20 protein-coding genes are annotated in these 17,938 nt (G+C 68.2%); 14 read left to right on the forward strand and 6 right to left on the reverse strand.

The genetic code is table 11. The features are described from left to right. Positions 1-26: 26 nt before the first annotated feature. On the forward strand, positions 27-752 hold the full coding sequence (locus CR919_RS17975) for a hypothetical protein (RefSeq protein WP_133119639.1): 726 nt from the start codon (positions 27-29) through the stop codon (positions 750-752). 17 nt (positions 753-769) lie between these two features. Here CR919_RS17975 and CR919_RS17980 read toward each other — a convergent pair whose 3' ends face one another. Next, complete coding sequence (locus CR919_RS17980; RefSeq protein ID WP_243380308.1) at positions 770-1,570, reverse strand: helix-turn-helix transcriptional regulator; 801 nt, start codon at positions 1,568-1,570, stop codon at positions 770-772. Between the two features lie 78 nt (positions 1,571-1,648). Here CR919_RS17980 and CR919_RS17985 point away from each other — a divergent pair, with 78 nt between their 5' ends. Next, positions 1,649-2,776, forward strand: a complete 1,128-nt coding sequence (locus CR919_RS17985) for an MFS transporter (protein WP_099821177.1) — start codon at positions 1,649-1,651, stop codon at positions 2,774-2,776. Between the two features lie 95 nt (positions 2,777-2,871). After that, positions 2,872-3,165 carry a hypothetical protein gene (locus CR919_RS17990; protein WP_099821178.1) on the forward strand — a complete coding sequence of 98 codons (294 nt, stop codon included), beginning with the start codon at positions 2,872-2,874 and terminating at the stop codon, positions 3,163-3,165. On the opposite strand, the gene CR919_RS17995 is transcribed toward CR919_RS17990, so the two are convergent. From CR919_RS17995 to CR919_RS18005, 3 genes are all read right to left on the reverse strand, one after another. Then, positions 3,152-3,589: a hypothetical protein gene (locus CR919_RS17995; RefSeq protein ID WP_089236197.1), complete on the reverse strand. Its 438-nt coding sequence runs from the start codon at positions 3,587-3,589 to the stop codon at positions 3,152-3,154. The two genes, CR919_RS17990 and CR919_RS17995, sit on opposite strands and share 14 nt — an antisense overlap. A gap of 105 nt (positions 3,590-3,694) precedes the next feature. Next, a complete protein-coding gene (locus CR919_RS18000; RefSeq protein ID WP_099821179.1) occupies positions 3,695-4,501 on the reverse strand; it encodes an amidohydrolase in 807 nt (268 codons plus the stop codon). A 14-nt stretch (positions 4,502-4,515) separates the two neighbouring features. Further along, positions 4,516-5,664: a pyridoxal phosphate-dependent aminotransferase gene (locus CR919_RS18005; RefSeq protein ID WP_099821180.1), complete on the reverse strand. Its 1,149-nt coding sequence runs from the start codon at positions 5,662-5,664 to the stop codon at positions 4,516-4,518. A 143-nt stretch (positions 5,665-5,807) separates the two neighbouring features. Between CR919_RS18005 and ccmA the strand changes: the two genes are divergently transcribed. The 11 genes from ccmA (at position 5,808) to CR919_RS18060 (ending at position 14,252) form a co-directional block, all read left to right on the forward strand. Next, positions 5,808-6,509 carry a heme ABC exporter ATP-binding protein CcmA gene (gene ccmA, locus CR919_RS18010; RefSeq protein WP_089236200.1) on the forward strand — a complete coding sequence of 234 codons (702 nt, stop codon included), beginning with the start codon at positions 5,808-5,810 and terminating at the stop codon, positions 6,507-6,509. Next, the gene (gene ccmB / locus CR919_RS18015; RefSeq protein WP_089236201.1) at positions 6,506-7,201 is read left to right on the forward strand and encodes a heme exporter protein CcmB; all 696 of its coding nucleotides are present in this window, start codon (positions 6,506-6,508) and stop codon (positions 7,199-7,201) included. The genes ccmA and ccmB overlap by 4 nt, the downstream gene beginning before the upstream one ends. A 43-nt stretch (positions 7,202-7,244) precedes the next feature. Continuing rightward, a complete protein-coding gene (gene ccmC / locus CR919_RS18020; protein ID WP_099821181.1) occupies positions 7,245-8,009 on the forward strand; it encodes a heme ABC transporter permease CcmC in 765 nt (254 codons plus the stop codon). Then, complete coding sequence (gene ccmD, locus CR919_RS18025) at positions 8,006-8,191, forward strand: heme exporter protein CcmD (RefSeq protein ID WP_099821182.1); 186 nt, start codon at positions 8,006-8,008, stop codon at positions 8,189-8,191. The genes ccmC and ccmD overlap by 4 nt, the downstream gene beginning before the upstream one ends. Further along, positions 8,188-8,649, forward strand: a complete 462-nt coding sequence (ccmE, locus tag CR919_RS18030) for a cytochrome c maturation protein CcmE (RefSeq protein ID WP_089236204.1) — start codon at positions 8,188-8,190, stop codon at positions 8,647-8,649. The genes ccmD and ccmE overlap by 4 nt, the downstream gene beginning before the upstream one ends. Further along, entirely contained in the window at positions 8,650-10,569 is a 1,920-nt protein-coding gene (locus tag CR919_RS18035) for a heme lyase CcmF/NrfE family subunit (RefSeq protein ID WP_099821183.1), read from the forward strand. A 9-nt stretch (positions 10,570-10,578) separates the two neighbouring features. Further along, positions 10,579-11,196, forward strand: a complete 618-nt coding sequence (locus CR919_RS18040; protein WP_025876469.1) for a DsbE family thiol:disulfide interchange protein — start codon at positions 10,579-10,581, stop codon at positions 11,194-11,196. Positions 11,197-11,200: 4 nt separating this feature from the next. Then, entirely contained in the window at positions 11,201-11,659 is a 459-nt protein-coding gene (locus tag CR919_RS18045) for a cytochrome c-type biogenesis protein (protein ID WP_099821233.1), read from the forward strand. Next, positions 11,653-12,642, forward strand: coding sequence for a tetratricopeptide repeat protein (locus tag CR919_RS18050; RefSeq protein WP_099821234.1), 990 nt, complete (start codon positions 11,653-11,655; stop codon positions 12,640-12,642). The genes CR919_RS18045 and CR919_RS18050 overlap by 7 nt, the downstream gene beginning before the upstream one ends. 153 nt (positions 12,643-12,795) lie before the next feature. Beyond that, the gene (locus CR919_RS18055; protein ID WP_099821184.1) at positions 12,796-13,908 is read left to right on the forward strand and encodes a homoserine O-acetyltransferase; all 1,113 of its coding nucleotides are present in this window, start codon (positions 12,796-12,798) and stop codon (positions 13,906-13,908) included. Next, positions 13,908-14,252 (forward strand): DUF1294 domain-containing protein, encoded by a 345-nt coding sequence (locus CR919_RS18060; RefSeq protein WP_099821185.1) that lies wholly within the window; start codon positions 13,908-13,910, stop codon positions 14,250-14,252. Before CR919_RS18055 ends, CR919_RS18060 begins: the two co-directional genes overlap by 1 nt. Positions 14,253-14,302: 50 nt before the next feature. Here the strand turns inward: CR919_RS18060 and cydC are convergent, their stop codons facing one another. Both cydC and cydD read right to left on the reverse strand, forming a co-directional pair. Further along, positions 14,303-15,982, reverse strand: a complete 1,680-nt coding sequence (gene cydC, locus CR919_RS18065) for a thiol reductant ABC exporter subunit CydC (protein WP_099821186.1) — start codon at positions 15,980-15,982, stop codon at positions 14,303-14,305. Further along, a complete protein-coding gene (gene cydD / locus CR919_RS18070) occupies positions 15,979-17,667 on the reverse strand; it encodes a thiol reductant ABC exporter subunit CydD (protein ID WP_243380314.1) in 1,689 nt (562 codons plus the stop codon). The genes cydC and cydD overlap by 4 nt, the downstream gene beginning before the upstream one ends. Between the last annotated feature and the right edge of the window lie 271 nt (positions 17,668-17,938).

Raw genomic sequence — 17,938 nt, forward strand, 5'->3', positions numbered from 1 at the left:
CCAACCCAACCAGGATGGAACGATCGATGACACGGATGTTGTCTCTGGGCGCCCGCATGGGCGCCCTGCTGGTGGCTCTTCTGCTGGTCGGCGGCTGCGAACGCGCTGCCGACCGACTCAAGCAGGAAATCGCCGCCACGCAGAATCCCTGGCCGAAATCTTCGGCCCTGCATGATCCGGCCGACCGCATGCTGCGTCGGCTGATCGTCGATGAGCGCTATCTCACCCGCATCAAGCAGGCCGGCAGCAAGGACAAGGCTGCTGTCGCTGGTGCACAGCTTGCACTGGATGGAATCGGCCGCCTGCCCCGCCCCATGCTGGAGCGCCGTGCGCAGTTGCTGGCCGCAATGCTGCGCGGAATGCCGGTGGAGAAATGCGCAATGATCGCCCGCGCCACCACGGCGTCGGACATCGCGCAGGTGGGCAGGACCTTGTTCGACGAACTGGAGAAGCGACCGTCGCAGGACATCGATTTCTGGTTCGAGATGAGCTATGAGGCCAGCCTCGCCGAGCTCGAACAGCGACCCGCAACCCCTGCCAGTGAACAGCAGATTGCCGAGGCGACCGAGGCCTTGCTCGCCTCGATGGCCGACGAAAGCACACGCGAACGTGCCTTGGCGATACTGCCGCGGATGGAAACTGCACCGGCTGCCGACGTCTGCTGGGCATCACTGATGCTGCTCGATGCCGCATCCTCCACCGTGCCCGAACCGCATCGCGGCACCTTGGCCTGGCTGATGGCCCAGCAGTAGGCGCAGCAACGGACACCTCACTCTGCGGGGCTGCCTCTGGCCGCACGCTGGAAGGCCGCGGGCGTGGTCGCAGCCATGCTGCGGAAAAAGGCGATGAAAGGACTCTCCGCCGAGAACCCCAGCTCCAACGCCACATGCGCGACGCGATGGCCGAGCAGCAGCAATTCCATGGCCCGCATCAGCCGCCATTGCTGGCGCCACGCTTGGTAGCCCATCCCGGTATCACGCTGCATCAGGCGGCTGATCGTGCGCTCGCTCAGGCCGCTGCGCGCGGCCAGCTCACCCAGCTCGGGGGGCAGCTGTTCGGCCACCGGCAAGGAGCGGGCGATGCGCGGATCGCGTGGCAATGGCAGCTCCATCGGCTCTGCCGGTGCGGCGGCAATCTCCAGCACGCATAGGGCCAGTTGATGCCGCGCTCGCGACGCTTGCCAGTCATGGGCGAACGGCGCCTGCGCGATCGGCTCCAGCAGCGCCTGCAGCAGCGGACCGACACCAATGATTGCTGGCTGCTGCGGCAACTGCGCCGACAACGCGGCATCGAAGTACAGCGATCGATAGTCCACCGCCTGCCGCATCTGCGCGCGGTGCAGCAGGCCACCGGGAATCCACGCCGCGCGCGATGGCGGCAGCAGGCTGATGCGATCGCCGAACGTCAGCCGCGTGCAACCGGCGCGGGTGTACAGCAGCTGCGAACGTGCGTGCTGGTGCCATCCCGAGTCGTGCTCGGCCAGGGTTGCAGCGATACCGATCACCGGTGCGCTCCAGGCATCGGCATCGAAGAGAGCGTCGGGCTGCAGCCACGCCATGTCCGATTTCATCCATTTACTGTCCTGATCCCTAGAGTGCGTCATCGCCGGGGCCACGACAATGCGCGCCCCTGTTTCCGGAGCGCGCTGATGTCGCCTCGCCTGCTGCTGCTCACCATTGCCCTGCTGATGTTTCCGCAGCTGGCGCAGACCCTGTACAGCCCGGCGCTCGCCGCTCTGGCGCAACGCTTTGCGCTGCCGGCGAGCGCCGCCAGCCAGGCGATGAGCCTGTACCTGCTGGGCTTCGCGCTGGGCGTCCTGCTGTGGGGACGATTGGCCGACCGCGTGGGTCGGCGCCCCGCCCTGCTGGGTGGCCTGGTCGTTTTCGTTGTGGCCGCGTTGGGCGGATTGACCGCACGCACGTTCGGCCAGGTGCTGGCGGCACAGATGCTGGCCGCGTCGGGAGCCGCCGCCACCTCGGTCGTGACCCAGACCGTGCTGCGCGACCACCTGCAAGGACCTGCGCTGGCGCAGGCGTTTTCCTGGATCGGAATGGCATTGGCGCTGAGCCCGGCGATCGGGCTGGCCCTGGGCGCGTTGCTGGTTGCCGCCGATGGCTACGCCGGCGTGCAGGCGGGTCTGCTGCTGATCGCGGCATTGCTGATGCTCGGCTGCGTGACCGGGCTGCGTGAAAGCCGACCCGCGCAGATCGCAGCCGTACCGCTGCGGCCGCTGCTGCGGCAACTGCTGGGCGACCGTTGGATCTGGTCGCAGGCGTTGCTGGTCATGGCCTTCAACGTGGCCATGTACAGCTGGTACGCGCTGGGGCCATTCGTGTTTGCACGCCTGCATTGGCCGGTCGGCTGGTTCGGCGCCAGCGGTGCGGTGCTGGCGCTGGGCTCGGCATTGGGCGCCTGGGGCAATGGGCGCCTGCTGCGTGCCGGCGTCCCTGCATTGACGCGCATCCGAATCGCGGCATCGCTGGTACTGGCCGGTGGTGTCCTGGCCGCGCTGCTGCGCGGGCAACCGGTCATGGTGATGGCGATGCTGCCGGTCGTAGCGGGATTCGGCCTGGCCATCCCCAATGTGCTCGGGCAGGCACTACGCGGCTATGCACACTGCCTGGGCAGTGCCGGCGCCCTGTTCGGCCTGCTCTACTACCTGCTGATCGGCGCGGCGATGGCCGTTGTCGGCGCACTGCAGATGCTGGCGCCATCCATCATCGCCTGCGCGTTGCTGGCGCTATGGTTGCTGCGGCGGCGACGCGGGATGGCCTAGGAATTGCTGCAAATGCGCTGCGCTGTGCGCCACTGCCGGAAACCGCGCGGCAGCGCTGGCTATCGTGCGGACTCCCCCCGACGAGGTAGATGCCCATGATCACCATCACCGCGGAACAGGCACGCGAAAACGCCAACGCAGCGACTCGACCGGTCGAGCAGTACTACAGCGATCTCGACAAATCGATCCAGGTGGGCTCGGAAAACGGACGCCGTTACATCGTGTTCGGCTTCAACAAGGCGCTGGCCAGCGAGCGCCTCGTCGACGGTGTCGTCGAGCAGTTGCTGAACAACCGCTTCGGTGTCGAACGGCTGCCCAGCGACGCCGAGCAGCATTACATCCGCATCAGCTGGGAAGGCGTCGGGCCATCCCCGATCAACGCCGGCTGATGGTGAACGCCGCGCCGTCGACGCCCAGGTCCCAGCCCTTGCCGGTGCCGGACAGGGCCAGCGAAATATCGCCCTTGGTCATCACCTGCGCGTTGCTGGACTTCACCGCACCGGCGTGCGCGCCTACCGAGGCATAGGTGCCCAGCAGCTCGCCGACGCTGCTGGCGCCGGTGAAGCTGCCACGGCCATCGGTGATCTTCGACTTGCCGACGGTCAGGCCGCCGCCCTTCAGCTGGATCCGCACCGGCATGCTGGCGCCGTTGGTGCAGTGGATGGTGCCGTTGCCCGAGGCGGTCTTGTAGATCAGCGACCAGCCCGACAGGTTGTAGCGCAGCTGGCAATCGAGGTTGCCGCCGGCCTGAGCGGTCGGGGCCAGCGACGCGGCGGCCAGCGCCAGCAGCAGGGCAAAGGGCTTGGTATTCATCGGCAACACGTCCACATCGGTCGGAATGTGGGCGAATCTAGCAGCGCGCGCGTGCACGTTGGATGCAGGCGCGCGCGGTGAGGCGGCAGGCGTTCAGCCGCCGTATCAGGCCTGCACATCCAGATGGAAGGCGTCGGCATCGAGCATCGCCGGGAAGCGTGCACGGTGCGAAGCCAGCGCTTCGGCCGAGATGGTGGTAGTCACCACCTGCTCGCGCTCGCGGATCTCTACCTGCGGCTGGCCGAGGAAGTCGATGACCGCACTATCGCCGGCGTAGTGCAGCTGGTTGCCGTCCACGCCCACGCGGTTTACTGCGGCGACGAAGCACAGGTTCTCGATCGCCCGCGCGCGCAGCAGGGTCTTCCACGCATAGGCGCGCGCCGACGGCCAGTTGGCGACGAAGATCTGCAGGTCGAAGTCCAGTTGTTCAACACGCTCAACGTTGTAGCGGTTGCGGCAGAACACCGGGAAACGCAGGTCGTAGCAGACCTGCGGATTGATCCGCCAGCCCTTCCATTCCACGCACAGGCGGTCGCGGCCGGCGGCATAGCGCTCGTGCTCGCCGCCGTAACGGAACAGGTGGCGCTTGTCGTAGTATTGCAGGCCACCGTCAGGGGTGGCGAACAGCAGGCGGTTGTAGACGCCCTCGCCATCGCGCAGCTGCACACTGCCGATCACCGCCGCGTTCACGGCCTTGGCCTGTTCGCGCACCCAGGCCACGGTCGGGCCGTCCATGCCTTCGGCCTGGGCGATGGCCTCGTTGGAAAAGCCACTGGTGAAGGTTTCCGGCAGGATCACCAGATCGGTGGTCCCGGCCAGCGGTGCCAGCAGCGCACCGTAATACTGGCGGTTGCCCGCCGGGTCGTGCCAACGGGTGTCGCCCTGGACGAGGGAAATGCGCAGGTCCTGCATGCTGTCTTCTCCGCTCACAGCAGGCGCAGGCGTTCGATCGCCGCGTCCAGGGTGGCCTCGTTCTTGGCGAAGCACAGGCGCACCAACCGCTGGCCGGCCGGCGCGGTTTCGTAGAACGGCGACAGCGGGATGGCGGTGACGCCCTTCTCGATGGTCAGCCACTTCACGAACTCGTGGTCCGGCAGGTCGCTGATGGCCGAATAGTCGACCAGCTGGAAGTAGCCGCCCGGCACCGGCAGCGCCTTCAGGCGGGTGCCAGCCAGCTGCTCGCGGAAGCGGTCGCGCTTGGCTTCATAGAACGCGCCCAGTTCCAGGTGATGCTGCGGTTCGTCGCGGATCATCGCGGCAAAACCGTACTGCGCCGGGCCGAAACTGGTGAAGGTGTTGTACTGGTGCACCTTGCGGAATTCAGCGGTCATCGCCGGCGGCGCCACCGCGTAGCCGATCTTCCAGCCGGTGCAGTGGTAGGTCTTGCCGAAGCTGGAGATGACGAAGGTGCGCTCGCGCAGCTCCGGGTAGCGCAGTGCCGATTCATGACGGCGGCCGTCGTAGATGATGTGCTCGTACACCTCATCGGAGATCAGGTAGATCTGCGTGCCGCGCAGCACGTCGGCCAAGGCCTGCATGTCCGCTTCGTCCAGCATCGCGCCGGACGGGTTGTGCGGGGTGTTGACCATCAGCAGGCGGGTGCGCGGGGTGATCGCCGCACGCACGCGGTCCCAGTCCACCGCGAAGGTCTGCGGGTCGAGCGGCACATGCACCGCCGTGGCACCGGCCAGCTCGATGGCCGGTTCGTAGCAGTCGTAGGCCGGGTCGAGCACGATCACTTCCTCACCGGCACGCACCACGGCGTGGATGGCGTTGAAGATCGCCTCGGTGGCGCCGCTGGTGACGGTGATCTCGGTGTCCGGATCGATCTGCGCGCCGTACAGGTCCAGCGACTTCTGCGCGATGGCCTGGCGCAGCGGTGCCACGCCGGTCATCGGCGGGTATTGGTTCAGGCCGGCGGCCATCGCCTTGCTGGTTTCGTCGATCAGGCGCTGCGGCGCAGAGAAATCCGGGAAGCCCTGGCCGAGGTTGACCGCGCCATGTTCGGCGGCGAGCTGGGACATCACGGTGAAGATCGTGGTACCGACCTTGGGCAGCTTGGTGTTCGGTTGCATCGGCCTGGGCTGTGGGGAAACAAGGGCTGGAAGTGTACGAAATCCCGACCCGGCCTGCGGCGCCGACGGTAGCGCCGGGTCATGCCCGGCGGCTCTTTGCACATGCCGCACCGATGGCAAGCCGCGCCGCGTGCTCGCCGGGCATGGCCCGGCGCTACCGGGTCACATTCACCGCTACAATTGCCGCCGCACTCCCGCATGAAGACCCCTGCGCCTTGAACACCCCTGCATTGCTGGCCGCCAGCGGCCTGAGCTTCTCCCGCAATGACGAGCCGGTGTTCGGCCCGCTGGACTTCCACGTGGATGCCGGCGAGGCGCTGCTGGTGCAGGGCGGCAATGGTGCCGGCAAGACCACCCTGCTGCGCGTGCTGTCGGGCCTGGCACGCCCGGGCGCGGGCCAGGTGCTGATCGACGGCAAGCCGGCCAGCAACGCCGAGCGCGCGCGCTATGTCGCCTACCTCAGCCACCTGCCTGCCCTGAAGCCGGACCTGGACACGCTGGAGAACCTGCATTTCCTGTGTGGCCTGCATGGCCGCCGCGCACGGCAGATGCCGGGCAATGCGCTGGCCATCGTTGGTCTGGCCGGCTACGAGGACACCCTGGTGCGGCACCTGTCGGCCGGACAGAAACGGCGGCTGGCGCTGGCCCGCATCTGGCTGTCGCCGGCCCCGCTGTGGCTGCTCGACGAACCCTATGCCAACCTCGACCTGGAAGGCATCAACCTGGTCAACCGGATGATTTCCGCACACCTGCGCAGCGGCGGCGCCGCCCTGGTCACCACCCATGGCGCCTATGCCGCGCCGCCGGTACGCACCCGCCAGCTCGATCTGGGCGGTGAAGCATGATCGCGCCGGGCACTGAACCGGGCCTGTGGCAGACCGCCCGTGCCCTGGTGGCGCGCGACCTGCGCCTGCTCTGGCGCCGCCGCGGCGATGCGCTGCAGCCGGTGCTGTTCGCCCTGCTGGTGGTGGTGCTGTTCGCCCTCGCCCAGGGCCGCGACCCGCAGCCGCTGGCCGCCACCGCCGGTGCGGTGCTGTGGTTGGCGGTGCTGCTGGCCGGGCAGCTGGCACTGGATTCGCTGTTCCGCTCCGATGCTGAAGACGGTTCGCTCGAACAATGGCTGCTGGCGCCGGTGCCGCTGGCCTGGCTGGTGCTGGTGCGGGTGCTGCTGCACTGGGCGACCACCGCCCTGCCGTTGATCCTGCTGAGCCCGCTGCTGGCGGAAATGCTGCATCTGCCGCATGACCAGCTGCCGATGCTGCTGGCATCGTTGCTGCTGGGAACACCGTTGTTGAGCCTGATCGGTGGCGTGGTCGCTGCACTGACCGTGGGCATCCGGCGCTCTGGTATTCTCGTGGCGTTGCTGTCGTTGCCGTTGTACGTACCGGTGCTTGTCTTCGGTGCCGGCAGCCTGGCGGCAGCCAGCCGCGGACAGGATCCGGTCGGTGCGCTGCTGATGCTGGGCGCCGGGCTGGTGATCGCCCTGGTGCTGGCACCGCTGGCCACCGCTGCTGCGATCCGTATTTCTCTGAGTTGACCGAGCTGAGAGCCAATCCACCCCTGCTGGATAGCCGCCACGCATGAATCCGATCGTCCGCTGGTTCCATCAACTCGGTTCGCCCCCGACCTTCGATCGTTTCGCCTCACGCTGGTCCCGCGTGTTCTACGCTGCGGCGGTTCCTGTGCTGCTGATCGGCCTGTGGCAGGGCCTGTTCGTGGCACCGCCGGAACAGAACCAGCACGATGCCTTCCGCATCATCTACATCCATGTCCCCAGCGCCTGGATGAGCCTGTTCGTGTTTGCGCTGATGGCTGCCTACGCCGCCATCGCGCTGATCTGGCGCATCAAGATCTGCGAGATCCTGGCGATGGCCTGTGCGCCGATGGGCGCTGGCTTCACCCTGATCACCCTGCTGACCGGCAGCATCTGGGGCAAGGGCACCTGGGGCACCTGGTGGGACTGGGACCCGCGCATGACCAGCGAGCTGATCCTGCTGTTCCTGTACCTGGGCGTGATCGGCCTGTACCACGCCATCGAAGACCGCCGCAGCGCCGCACGCGCGGCCGGCCTGCTGGCCATCGTCGGTGTGGGACTGCTGCCGATCATCCGCTACTCGGTGGACTGGTGGGGGGCGCTGCACCAGCGCCAGTCGATCAACGTGTTCGGCGAGAACGCGGTGCGGCCGGAACTGATCGCCCCGCTGTGGTGGATGGTGGTGGCCACCAAACTGTGGTTCGTCGGCTCGCTGCTGGCCAAGGCGCGTGCCGACAACATCGCGCGCGAGGCCGGCAAGGCCTGGATCGGCGAGCGCTTCGGCACCGCGGATGGGGAGGCACGGCAATGACCCACCTGCCCTACCTCATCGCCGCCTTCGCGGTGTTCCTGCTGGTGCTGGGCGCCGATGCGCTGGGCTCGTGGCTGCGCCTGCGCAGCGCCCGACAGCTGGCGCAACGCCGCCAACAGCGGCTGCAGGCGCGTGGCAACGCGGCGGCACAGGCGCCGCTGGCCACCGAGCTCAGCCGATGACGCCGGTACAGCGACGCCGCATGATCTGGGTGCTCCTGCTGCTGCTGGCCTCAGCGCTGGCGACCACCCTGGTCGCCTTCGCCCTGCAGCGCAACATCGCCTACCTGTACACGCCTTCGGAAGTACTGCGCGGGGACGTCGATGCGCAGTCGCGCTTCCGTCTGGGCGGCATGGTGGTGAAGGGTTCCTTCGATCGGCCCAGCGGCTCACTGCAGGCCCACTTCGTGGTCACCGACGGCGATGCGACGCTGCCGGTCAGTACCGACCGCATCCTGCCGGACATGTTCCGCGAGGGCACCGCGGTGGTCGCCAGTGGCCGCCTGCAGGACGGCATCTTCGTCGCCGACGAGGTACTGGCCAAGCACGATGAGAACTACGTGCCCAAGGAAGTGGCCGACAAGATGGGCGATGCGCATCGCAAGCACGATGTGCCGGTCACGGCGCCCGAGGTGCGCTGAGTGCTTCCCGAATTCGGTCAGATCCTCCTGCTCTGCGCGTTGCTGGCCTCGCTGCTGCAGGCCGTGTTGCCGCTGGTGGGTGCGCAGCGCAGCAATGAGGCATGGATGGCCGTTGCCCGTCCGGCTGCATTTGCCCAGCTTCTGCTGCTGGCCGGCGCCTTCGCCGTACTGACGGCGGCCTTCGTGCAGCAGGACTTCTCGGTACGTTACGTCGCCGAAAACTCCAATTCGCTGCTGCCGCTGATCTACCGCTATTCGGCGGTGTGGGGGGCGCACGAAGGCTCGCTGCTGATGTGGGCGCTGGTGCTGGCGCTGTGGACCGGCGCGGTGGCGCTGTTCTCGCGGCATCTGCCGGCACCGGTACAGGCGCGCGTGCTGGCGGTGATGGGCGTGGTCAGTGTCGGCTTCCTCGCTTTCCTGATCTTCACCTCCAATCCGTTCCTGCGCTTGAACCCGGTGCCGCTGGAAGGCCGTGATCTCAACCCGCTGCTGCAGGACCCGGGGCTGATCATCCATCCGCCGATGCTGTACCTGGGCTACGTGGGCTTCGCGGTGCCGTTCGCCTTCGCCGTGGCGGCGCTGCTGGAAGGCCGCGTCGATGCGCGCTGGCAACGCTGGACGCGGCCCTGGACCAACGTCGCCTGGGGCTTCCTCACGCTGGGCATTGCACTGGGCAGCTGGTGGGCGTACTACGAACTGGGCTGGGGCGGCTGGTGGTTCTGGGACCCGGTCGAGAACGCCAGCTTCATGCCGTGGCTGGTTGGCGCGGCGCTGATCCATTCACAGGCGGTGACCGAAAAGCGCGGCACCTTCGGCAGCTGGACGCTGCTGCTGGCCATCGCGGCATTCGCGCTGTCGCTGCTGGGCACCTTCCTGGTCCGCTCCGGCGTGCTGACCAGCGTGCATTCGTTCGCCGCCGATCCCTCGCGCGGGTTGTTCATCCTGATCTTCCTGTCGGTGCTGGTGGGTGGCAGCCTGCTGCTGTATGCGCTGCGTGCGCCGCGGCTGGCCGTGGATGCCGGCGATCCGCGCCGTGGCTTCACCGCAACCTCGCGCGAAACCCTGCTGCTGGCCAACAACCTGCTGCTGGCCAGCGCCTGCGCGATGGTCCTGCTCGGCACGCTCTACCCGCTGCTGGCCGATGCGCTGTCGCTGGGCAAGATCTCGGTGGGGCCGCCGTACTTCGGCAGCCTGTTCCTGCTGTTGATGGCACCGTTGGTGATGCTGCTGCCGTTCGGTCCGCTGGTGAAGTGGCAGCGCGACCAACCCTCGCGCGCACTGGCAGTGCTGTTGCCATGGGCGGGCTTGGCCTTGCTGCTCGGCGCCTGGGCCTGGTGGCAGGCGCCGCAGAATGGCTGGAAGGCCGGTATCGGCGTCGCGGCCGCAGCCTGGGTCGGCCTGGGCACCGCCCGTTTCGTCTGGCAGCGCCTGCGTGGCAATGGCCGCTTCACTGCCGAGATGCTTGGCATGATCGTCGCCCATGCCGGTGTCGCGGTGTTCCTGGCCGGCGCGCTGCTGGTGGAAGCCTTGAACGTGCAGCGCGAAGTCGCGCTGTCACCGGGCCAGCAGGTGGTGGTCGCCGGCCACGAAGTCCGCTTCGAGGGCGTGGACCACCGCGAAGGCCCCAATTTCATCGCTGACCGCGGCCATCTGCGGGTGCTGCGCGAGGGTCGCGAACTGGCCCTGCTGCATCCGGAGAAGCGCCAGTACGCCAGCGGCGGCCAGGTGATGACCGAAGCCGGCATCGATGCACGCCTCAGCGGTGATGTCTACGTGGCATTGGGCGAGCCGCTGGGCAACAATGCATGGGCGGTACGGGTGCACATCAAGCCCTTCGTGCGCTGGATCTGGCTGGGCGCGCTGTTGATGGCCCTGGGCGGATTCATCACCGCCGCCGATCGCCGCTTTCGTCGTCCGTAGGAGTTCCCCATGTCCGAGTCGCCCGCCCCACGCCCTTCCCGCCCGCTGCCGCCGGTAGCCATCGTGATTGGCGTCCTGTTCTTCTTCGGCCTGCTTGGCCTGATGATCTACGGGGTGATGAAATCGGGCGATCCGCAGCGCGATGTGCTGCCTTCGGCACTGATCGACAAGCCGGCGCCGGCGTTCGCGCTGCCGGTGCTGCATGACCCGCAGATGATCGTGCGTAGCGAAGAGCTGCGTGGTGCGCCCTACCTGCTCAACGTCTGGGGCAGCTGGTGCGCGGCCTGCCGCGAAGAACATCCGGTGCTGACCCGCTTCGCCGAGAGCAAGCGCGTGCGCGTGATCGGCTACAACTGGAAGGATGAACCCACCGACGCGCTGCACTGGCTGGAACAGCTGGGCAACCCGTTCATGGTCGTACTGAGCGACATCGAAGGTCGCACCGCCATCGACTGGGGTGTTACCGCAGCACCGGAGACCTTCCTGGTCGATGGCAGTGGCATCGTGCGCTGGAAGTACAGCGGTGCAATGACCCAGCAGGTGGTCGACGAGAAATTGATTCCGGCGCTGGAAAAGCTTGAAAAGGCCCAGGGCGATGCCGGCAACACCCTGCACGCCTCGCCGTAAGCGCATGCGCTGGCTGCTGCCGCTGCTGCTGGCGATGACCCTGGCGCTGCCGATCGCCGGCCTTGCCCAGCAACCGGTGCATGATGCGCGGCCGCTGGTGTTCCGCGATGCGGCCGAGGAAGCGCGCTTCCACGACCTGGCCGCGCAGTTGCGCTGCGTGCAGTGCCAGAACCAGTCATTGGCCGATTCCAATGCGCAGATCGCCCAGGATCTGCGCCGTGAAGTGCTGCAGTTGATGCAGCAGGGCCTCGACGATGCGGCGATAAAGCAGTTCCTGGTCGCCCGCTATGGCGAGTTCGTGCTCTATCAACCGCCACTGCAACCGGGCACCTGGCTGCTGTGGGGCGGTCCGCTGCTGGTACTGGGTGGCGGCGCGCTGGTGGTGATGGGCATCGTCCGTCGTCGCAGCCGGCAGATGGATGCATCTGCTGCAGTGAACCCAACCGAGGGAGAGGACTGGTGACGTACGGGTTGCCGATGGTCGCCGCAGTGGCCGCTGCGCTGTTGGCGGCCGTGGTGCTGTGGCCGCTGCGCCAGCAAGGCCGGCGCAGCTTCGTGCTGGGGGTGGTGGCACTGGGCGTGGCTGGTGCCTGCCTGTACCTGCTGGTTGGCAATCCCCGCGCCGCACAGGTGCAGCCTGCGCCGTCGGTCGCGACCCTGCGTGACGGCGTAGAAGCACTGCAGCAGGCGTTGCAGCGTGACCCGCAACGCGCCGATGGCTGGGCGCTGCTGGGACGTTCGCAGGCCGAGCTCGGCAATGCCGCCGCTGCGGCCGATGCCTTCAACCGCGCCGCAGCCCTGGCGCCGGACGAACCGGGCGTGCTGGTCGAGGCCGCGCAGGCACGCGCGCAGGCCGATCCGGGCAAGCAGTTCGATGACACCGCGCTGGCATGGCTGCAGCGTGCACGTACCCTGTCGCCCGATGCCGAACGCGCAAGCTGGCTGCTTGGCATCGCGCTGCGCCAGCGTGGCCGCAACGCCGAGGCCGCCGATCTCTGGAGCACGCTGCTGCCTCGCCTGGAGCCGGGCGCGGCGCAGGCGCTGCAGGCGCAGATCGCCATCGCCCGTGACGCGGCCGGCCAGCCGGCGGACGCACCGGCAACTGCACCGGCGCTGCTGCAGGTGCGGGTGCACCTGCCCGCATCGTTGAAAGCAAGTGATTGGCCGGCCAGCACCCAGGTCTTCGTGCTGGCGCGCGCGGTGGGTGGCCCGCCGATGCCGGTGGCTGCACGCAAGCTGCCCTTGGCCAGCTTCCCTGCAACGGTCGGCCTCGGCGACGGCGACAGCCCGATGCCGACTGCAGCGTTGTCGGCGCATCGCGAAGTGGAAGTACTGGCGCGCATTTCGCGCAGCGGCAGCGCCAACCGCAGCGAAGACGACCTGCAGACCGCGCCGGTCAAGGTCAGCCTGCCGCATGACGGCGTGGTCGAGTTGCGGTTCCCGTAACGTACCCGCGCCGCTGCGCTCGCCGGGCATGGCCCGGCGCTACCCACGCGCACCACCGGTAGCGCCGGGCCATGCCCGGCGGATCCACGCTCTGCCCGCCCATGGAAACCTGCGTGTCGCCAGCTGCACATGCCGCCCCGCTAGAATGCCCGCATGACCGAATTCATTCCGCCCGGCACCCGCTTCCATGCCCTGCCCTCACCCTTTCCGTGCAAACGCGGCGGCGCCCTGCATGGCGCGCGCGTGGCCTACGAGACCTGGGGCGCGCTCGACGCAGACGCCAGCAACGCGATCCTGATCGTCACCGGCCTGTCGCCTGACGCGCATGCGGCCGCCAACGAAGCCAATCCCGCACCGGGCTGGTGGGAGGCCATGATCGGGCCCGGCAAGCCGATCGATACAGACCGCTGGTTCGTGGTCTGCGTGAACTCGCTGGGCAGCTGCAAGGGCTCCACCGGCCCTGCGTCGATCAATCCGGCCAACGGCGAGCTGTATCGGCTGGATTTCCCGGAACTGTCGATCGAAGACGGCGCACGCGCGGCGATCGACGTGGTGCGCGCACTGGGCATCGAACAGCTCGCCTGCGTGATCGGCAATTCAATGGGCGGGATGACGGCGCTGGCGGTGTTGCTGCTGCACCCGGGCATCGCCCGCAGCCATATCAACATTTCCGGCAGCGCACAGGCGTTGCCCTTCTCGATCGCCATCCGTTCGCTGCAGCGCGAAGCGATCCGCCTGGATCCGCGCTGGAACGGTGGCCACTACGACAATGAGGCGTACCCGGAATCGGGCATGCGCATGGCACGCAAGCTGGGCGTGATCACCTACCGCTCGGCGCTGGAATGGGATGGTCGCTTCGGTCGCGTGCGGCTGGATTCCGACCAGACCGACGATGATCCGTTCGGTCTGGAATTCCAGGTCGAAAGCTATCTGGAAGGGCATGCACGCCGGTTCGTGCGTTTCTTCGATCCGAACTGCTATCTGTACCTGAGCCGCTCGATGGACTGGTTCGACCTGGCCGAATATGGCGATGGCGATGTGCTGGCCGGACTGGCCAGCATCCGCGTCGGCAAGGCACTGGCGATCGGCGCCAACACCGACATCCTGTTCCCGGTACAGCAGCAGCAACAGGTCGCCGATGGCCTGCGTGCCGGCGGCGCGGATGCGCGTTTCATCGGCCTGGAGTCACCGCAGGGCCATGACGCGTTCCTGGTCGACTTCGAACGTTTCGGCCCGGCCGTGCGCGGCTTCCTCGACGAACTGTAATGGTGTGGCGGCGCAATCTGGCGCTGGCCGCGTTCGGTGCGTTGATCGGCTTGACCGCAACCGGCGTGTTTCCACTGTGGCTGGGGGCCTGGTGCGCGCTGGCCAGCGCGGTGTCGTTCGCTCTGTATGGGCGCGACAAGCGCGCAGCGCAGCGAAAACAGCAGCGGACGCCGGAACGCACGCTGCAGCTGCTGGCTTTTGCCGGCGGCTGGCCTGGTGCCCTGCTCGGCCAGGCGCTGTTCCGCCACAAGCATCGCAAGATGCCGTTCCAGTGGGTGTTCTGGCTGTGCGTGCTGGCCAACGTGGCCTCGATCGCGGTGATGCTGCGCGAATATTCGCGGTAGCTGCCCTGTCGATCCACGCCACGCGTGCATATGCCGACCAAGGTCGGCATCTACCGAAGCGGTTCGCGGACCAATACCCCATCGCGCAACCGGTACTGCACATCCACCACACCCGCCGGCAGGTCATCGTGGGTGATCATCAACAGACTGCGTCCGTCCAGCAGGGCTGGCAGGTCCTGCAGCAGTGCGCGCGCGGTATCCACGTCCAGCCCCTCGGTGGGCTCGTCCACCAGCAGGATCGGCGCATTGCGCAGCAGCGCGCGCGCCAGCGCCAGGCGACGCGCCTGGCCGGCCGACATCGTCGCGCCGTTCTCGCCCACCCAGGCCTGCAGGCCGCCGTTGCGCTCGGCCCATTCGGCCAGCCGTACCCGCTGCAGCACCGCCCACAACGCCTCGTCGCTGGCCTCGGGATCACCCAGTCGCAGGTTCTCGGCCACGCTGCCGGCAAATACCGGCGCGTTCTGCGGCAGCCACGCCAGGTGCTGGTGCCAGTCGGCCTGGGCGACATCGCGCAGGTCCTGGCCACCGTAGGTCAGCCGTCCCTGCTGCGGATCCCACAGGCGCAGCAGCAGGCTCGACAACGTGGTCTTGCCGCTGCCGCTGTCGCCACGGATGGCGATGCGCTCGCCCGGCGCCAGCGTCAGCTGCAGGCCACACAGGACCGGCCGTGCGGCGCCCGGCCACTGGAAGTGCACATCGTCCCAGTGCACGGTCGCGGCCGGCGCCAGCGGCTGCGGCGATGCCGGCTCCTGCACCGAAGGCGGTTGCTCGACGATGGCCTGCAGGCGCGCGGCGGCAATGCGGCCCGATTGCAGCGACTGCCAGGCCAGGCCCATGCCCGCCCACAGCTCGATCATCGCTACCGTCAGGAACACCAGCCCGGCGGCCATTTCCGGTGCGATGCGCTGTTGTTCGGCCGCATGCAGCGCCAGTGCCAGCATCGCCACCAGGCCGAGCCCGGCCAGCACGCCATGCAGCGTTGAGGCAGCGATCAGCCGCAGGCGTCGACGACGATCGCGCGAGGCCACCTGCTTGGCCGCCACCCGCACCTTCAACTGCCAGGCATTGCCAGCATTCAGCGCGGCCAGATCAGCCGCCCCTTCCAGTCCCTCGAATGCCGCCGTGCGCAACGCCGCACGATGGGCAGCGCGGTCGGCCTCTTCGCTGTCATGGCCACGTACGCCCAGCCACGGCACGCCAATGCCGATCAGCAGCGCCAGTACCGCCAGCAGCAGCGCTGCCGATGGCAGGATCAACGCCGCCGAGCCCACGCCCACCAGCGTCAACGCAGCCAGCGCCAGCAACGGGCCGATGGCACGCACCAGCAGGCCATCGATCTCGCCGATGTCGCCCAGCAGCCGCGCCAGCAGATCACCGGTGCGGGTCGCACCGAGCCGTGCCGGCGCCAGCGGCAGCGCGCGGCGGAAGAACCACACGCGCAGGTCGCGGGCGATGCGCAGGGTGGCGTCATGCCCCACCAGTTTTTCGAAATAGCGCGATGCGATGCGCGCCATGGTCAGCCCGCGGATGCCGGCCGACGGGGTGAAGAAATTGAAGCCCTGGCCAAGTCCCGCCGCACCGGCCAGCGCTGCAGCAGTGAGGAAGCCGCCCGACAGACCCAGCAGTGCGGTGCCGGCCAGCATCGTGGTCCACAGCAGCAGCACCGCCAGCAGCAGGCGCGGGCGATGGCGCAGGAACACCGTGCGCAGCGAATCGGCAGACCGGCTCATGCGCGTACCGCCTGCGCCGGCTCAACCAGGCGCCCTTCGGGCAACAGCAGGCAGCGGTCGGCCCAGGCGATCACCGCCGGGCTGTGGGTGGCCACCACCACGCTGCGTCCGCGCGCATACGCGGCCAGGCTGCGCAGCAGCGCCGCTTCGGTTTCGGCGTCGAGGAAGGCAGTAGGCTCATCCAGCAGCAGCACCTGCGGATCGCGCAGCAGCAGACGGGCCAGGCCGATGCGACGTGCCTCGCCACCGGACAGGCCGAAGCCGCGCTCGCCGATCAGCGTATCCAGCCCCTGCGGCAGGCGCTGCGCGAACTGCAGCACCTGTGCGGCTTCGGCAACGGCGCGCAGACGCGCGTCACTGGCACCGGGATCGGCCAGGCGCAGGTTCTCGGCGATGCTGCCGTGGAACAGATACGGACGCTGGCTGGCATAGGCCACCTGCAGCCCCGGCCGCAGCTGCACCCGGCCCGCACGCGGCGGCAGCCAACCGGCCAGCGCTTCCAGCAACGTGCTCTTGCCGCTGCCACTGGGACCGACAAGGGCCAGGCGCTGCCCCGGTTCCAGCTGCAGGTCCAGGTTCTGCAGCACGTCGTGCGCAGCGCCCAACGGACGCAGTACCAGACCGTGCGCCTGCAGCGGCGGCAAGGCGGCTTCGGCCGGCTCCGGTGCCAGCGGCGTACTGCCGTCGCTGCTGGGCGCCTCGTCTTCCGGCAGCGCCTGCAGCAGGCGCTCCACCTCGGCGGCAGCGGCCAGTGCATTGGCGCGATCGTGATAGTGTGCGGCCAGGCGCCGCAACGGCGCGTAGAACTCCGGCGCCAGCAGCAGGCAGAACAAGCCCGCCCCCAGCGTCGGCACGGTCGCATGCAGCGACATCAGGCCCAGATAGCTCAGGCCCAGATACAACGCCACCATCGCCACGCTGACCGAGGCAAAGAATTCCAGCACGGTGGACGACAGGAAGGCGATGCGCAGCACCTTCATGGTGCGCACGCGAACGCCCTCGGCCGCAGCCTCGATGCCGGCCAGTTCGGCCTCCCCACGGCCATACAGGCGCAGCAGGCCCAGGCCCTTGATGCGATCGGCGAAGTGTCCGCTCATCCGCGCCAGTTCGCCCAGCTGCGCGCGTCCGGCCGCTTCAGCGCCCCAGCCCACCAGCATCATGAAAAACGGCACCAGCGGTGCGGTGAACAGCAGGATCAGTGCGACCACCCAGTCGACCCAGGCCACAGCAGCCAGGATCAACAAGGGCACCACCACCACTTCGGTGCGTACCGGCAGGAAACCGCTGTAGTAGTTCTCGATCGCATCGCCGTGATGCAGCATCAGCTCGCCCAGCTCGCCGGTGCGGCGCTGCCGCAGCCACAACGGGCCGTGCCCGAGCAGGCGCGCGAAGACACGCTCGCGCAGGGACAGGCGTGCGGCATCGGCAACGTCACCGGCCGCCGCCTGGGTGACACTGCCCAGCAGGGTCCGCACCACCAGGATCACCGCCAGCGCGGCCAGCACCGGCAGGCCCTGGGCCAACGGCGCGCGCTCGACCAGCACCTGCTGCACCAGCCAGGCGATGGCGGCGGCCTGGCCGATCAACAGCGCACCTGACAGGCTGATGCACAGCGACGCCAGCCGCTGCCGTCCCTTCGCGGCGCGGGCCAGATCGGCCAGCCACGCGGTGCGGACACGCCGCAGGCGGGTCGATTCGTCATCCCGATCAGGGGCGTCAGCGGTCGGTTCGGCAGCGCTCAAGGCTCTTCACAGGCAGCAGGGGATGGACGGCATTGTAGGCGCAGGCAACCGCCTTCCCCTGCGGCCGGCGGTCGCAGTCTTCATCGGGTTGGCATACGATCCCCCTGAACACCTGTTCATACATTGATCTGGATCAAGGCTGTTTGAAGTAGTCGGTCACATCATTCACCCCGTAGACCACCCTTCCCGCCACCTGCAACGGCACTATCCAACG

The organism is Stenotrophomonas sp. LMG 10879, from assembly GCF_002750935.1.
GTDB classification, from domain to species: Bacteria; Pseudomonadota; Gammaproteobacteria; order Xanthomonadales; family Xanthomonadaceae; genus Stenotrophomonas; species Stenotrophomonas lactitubi_B.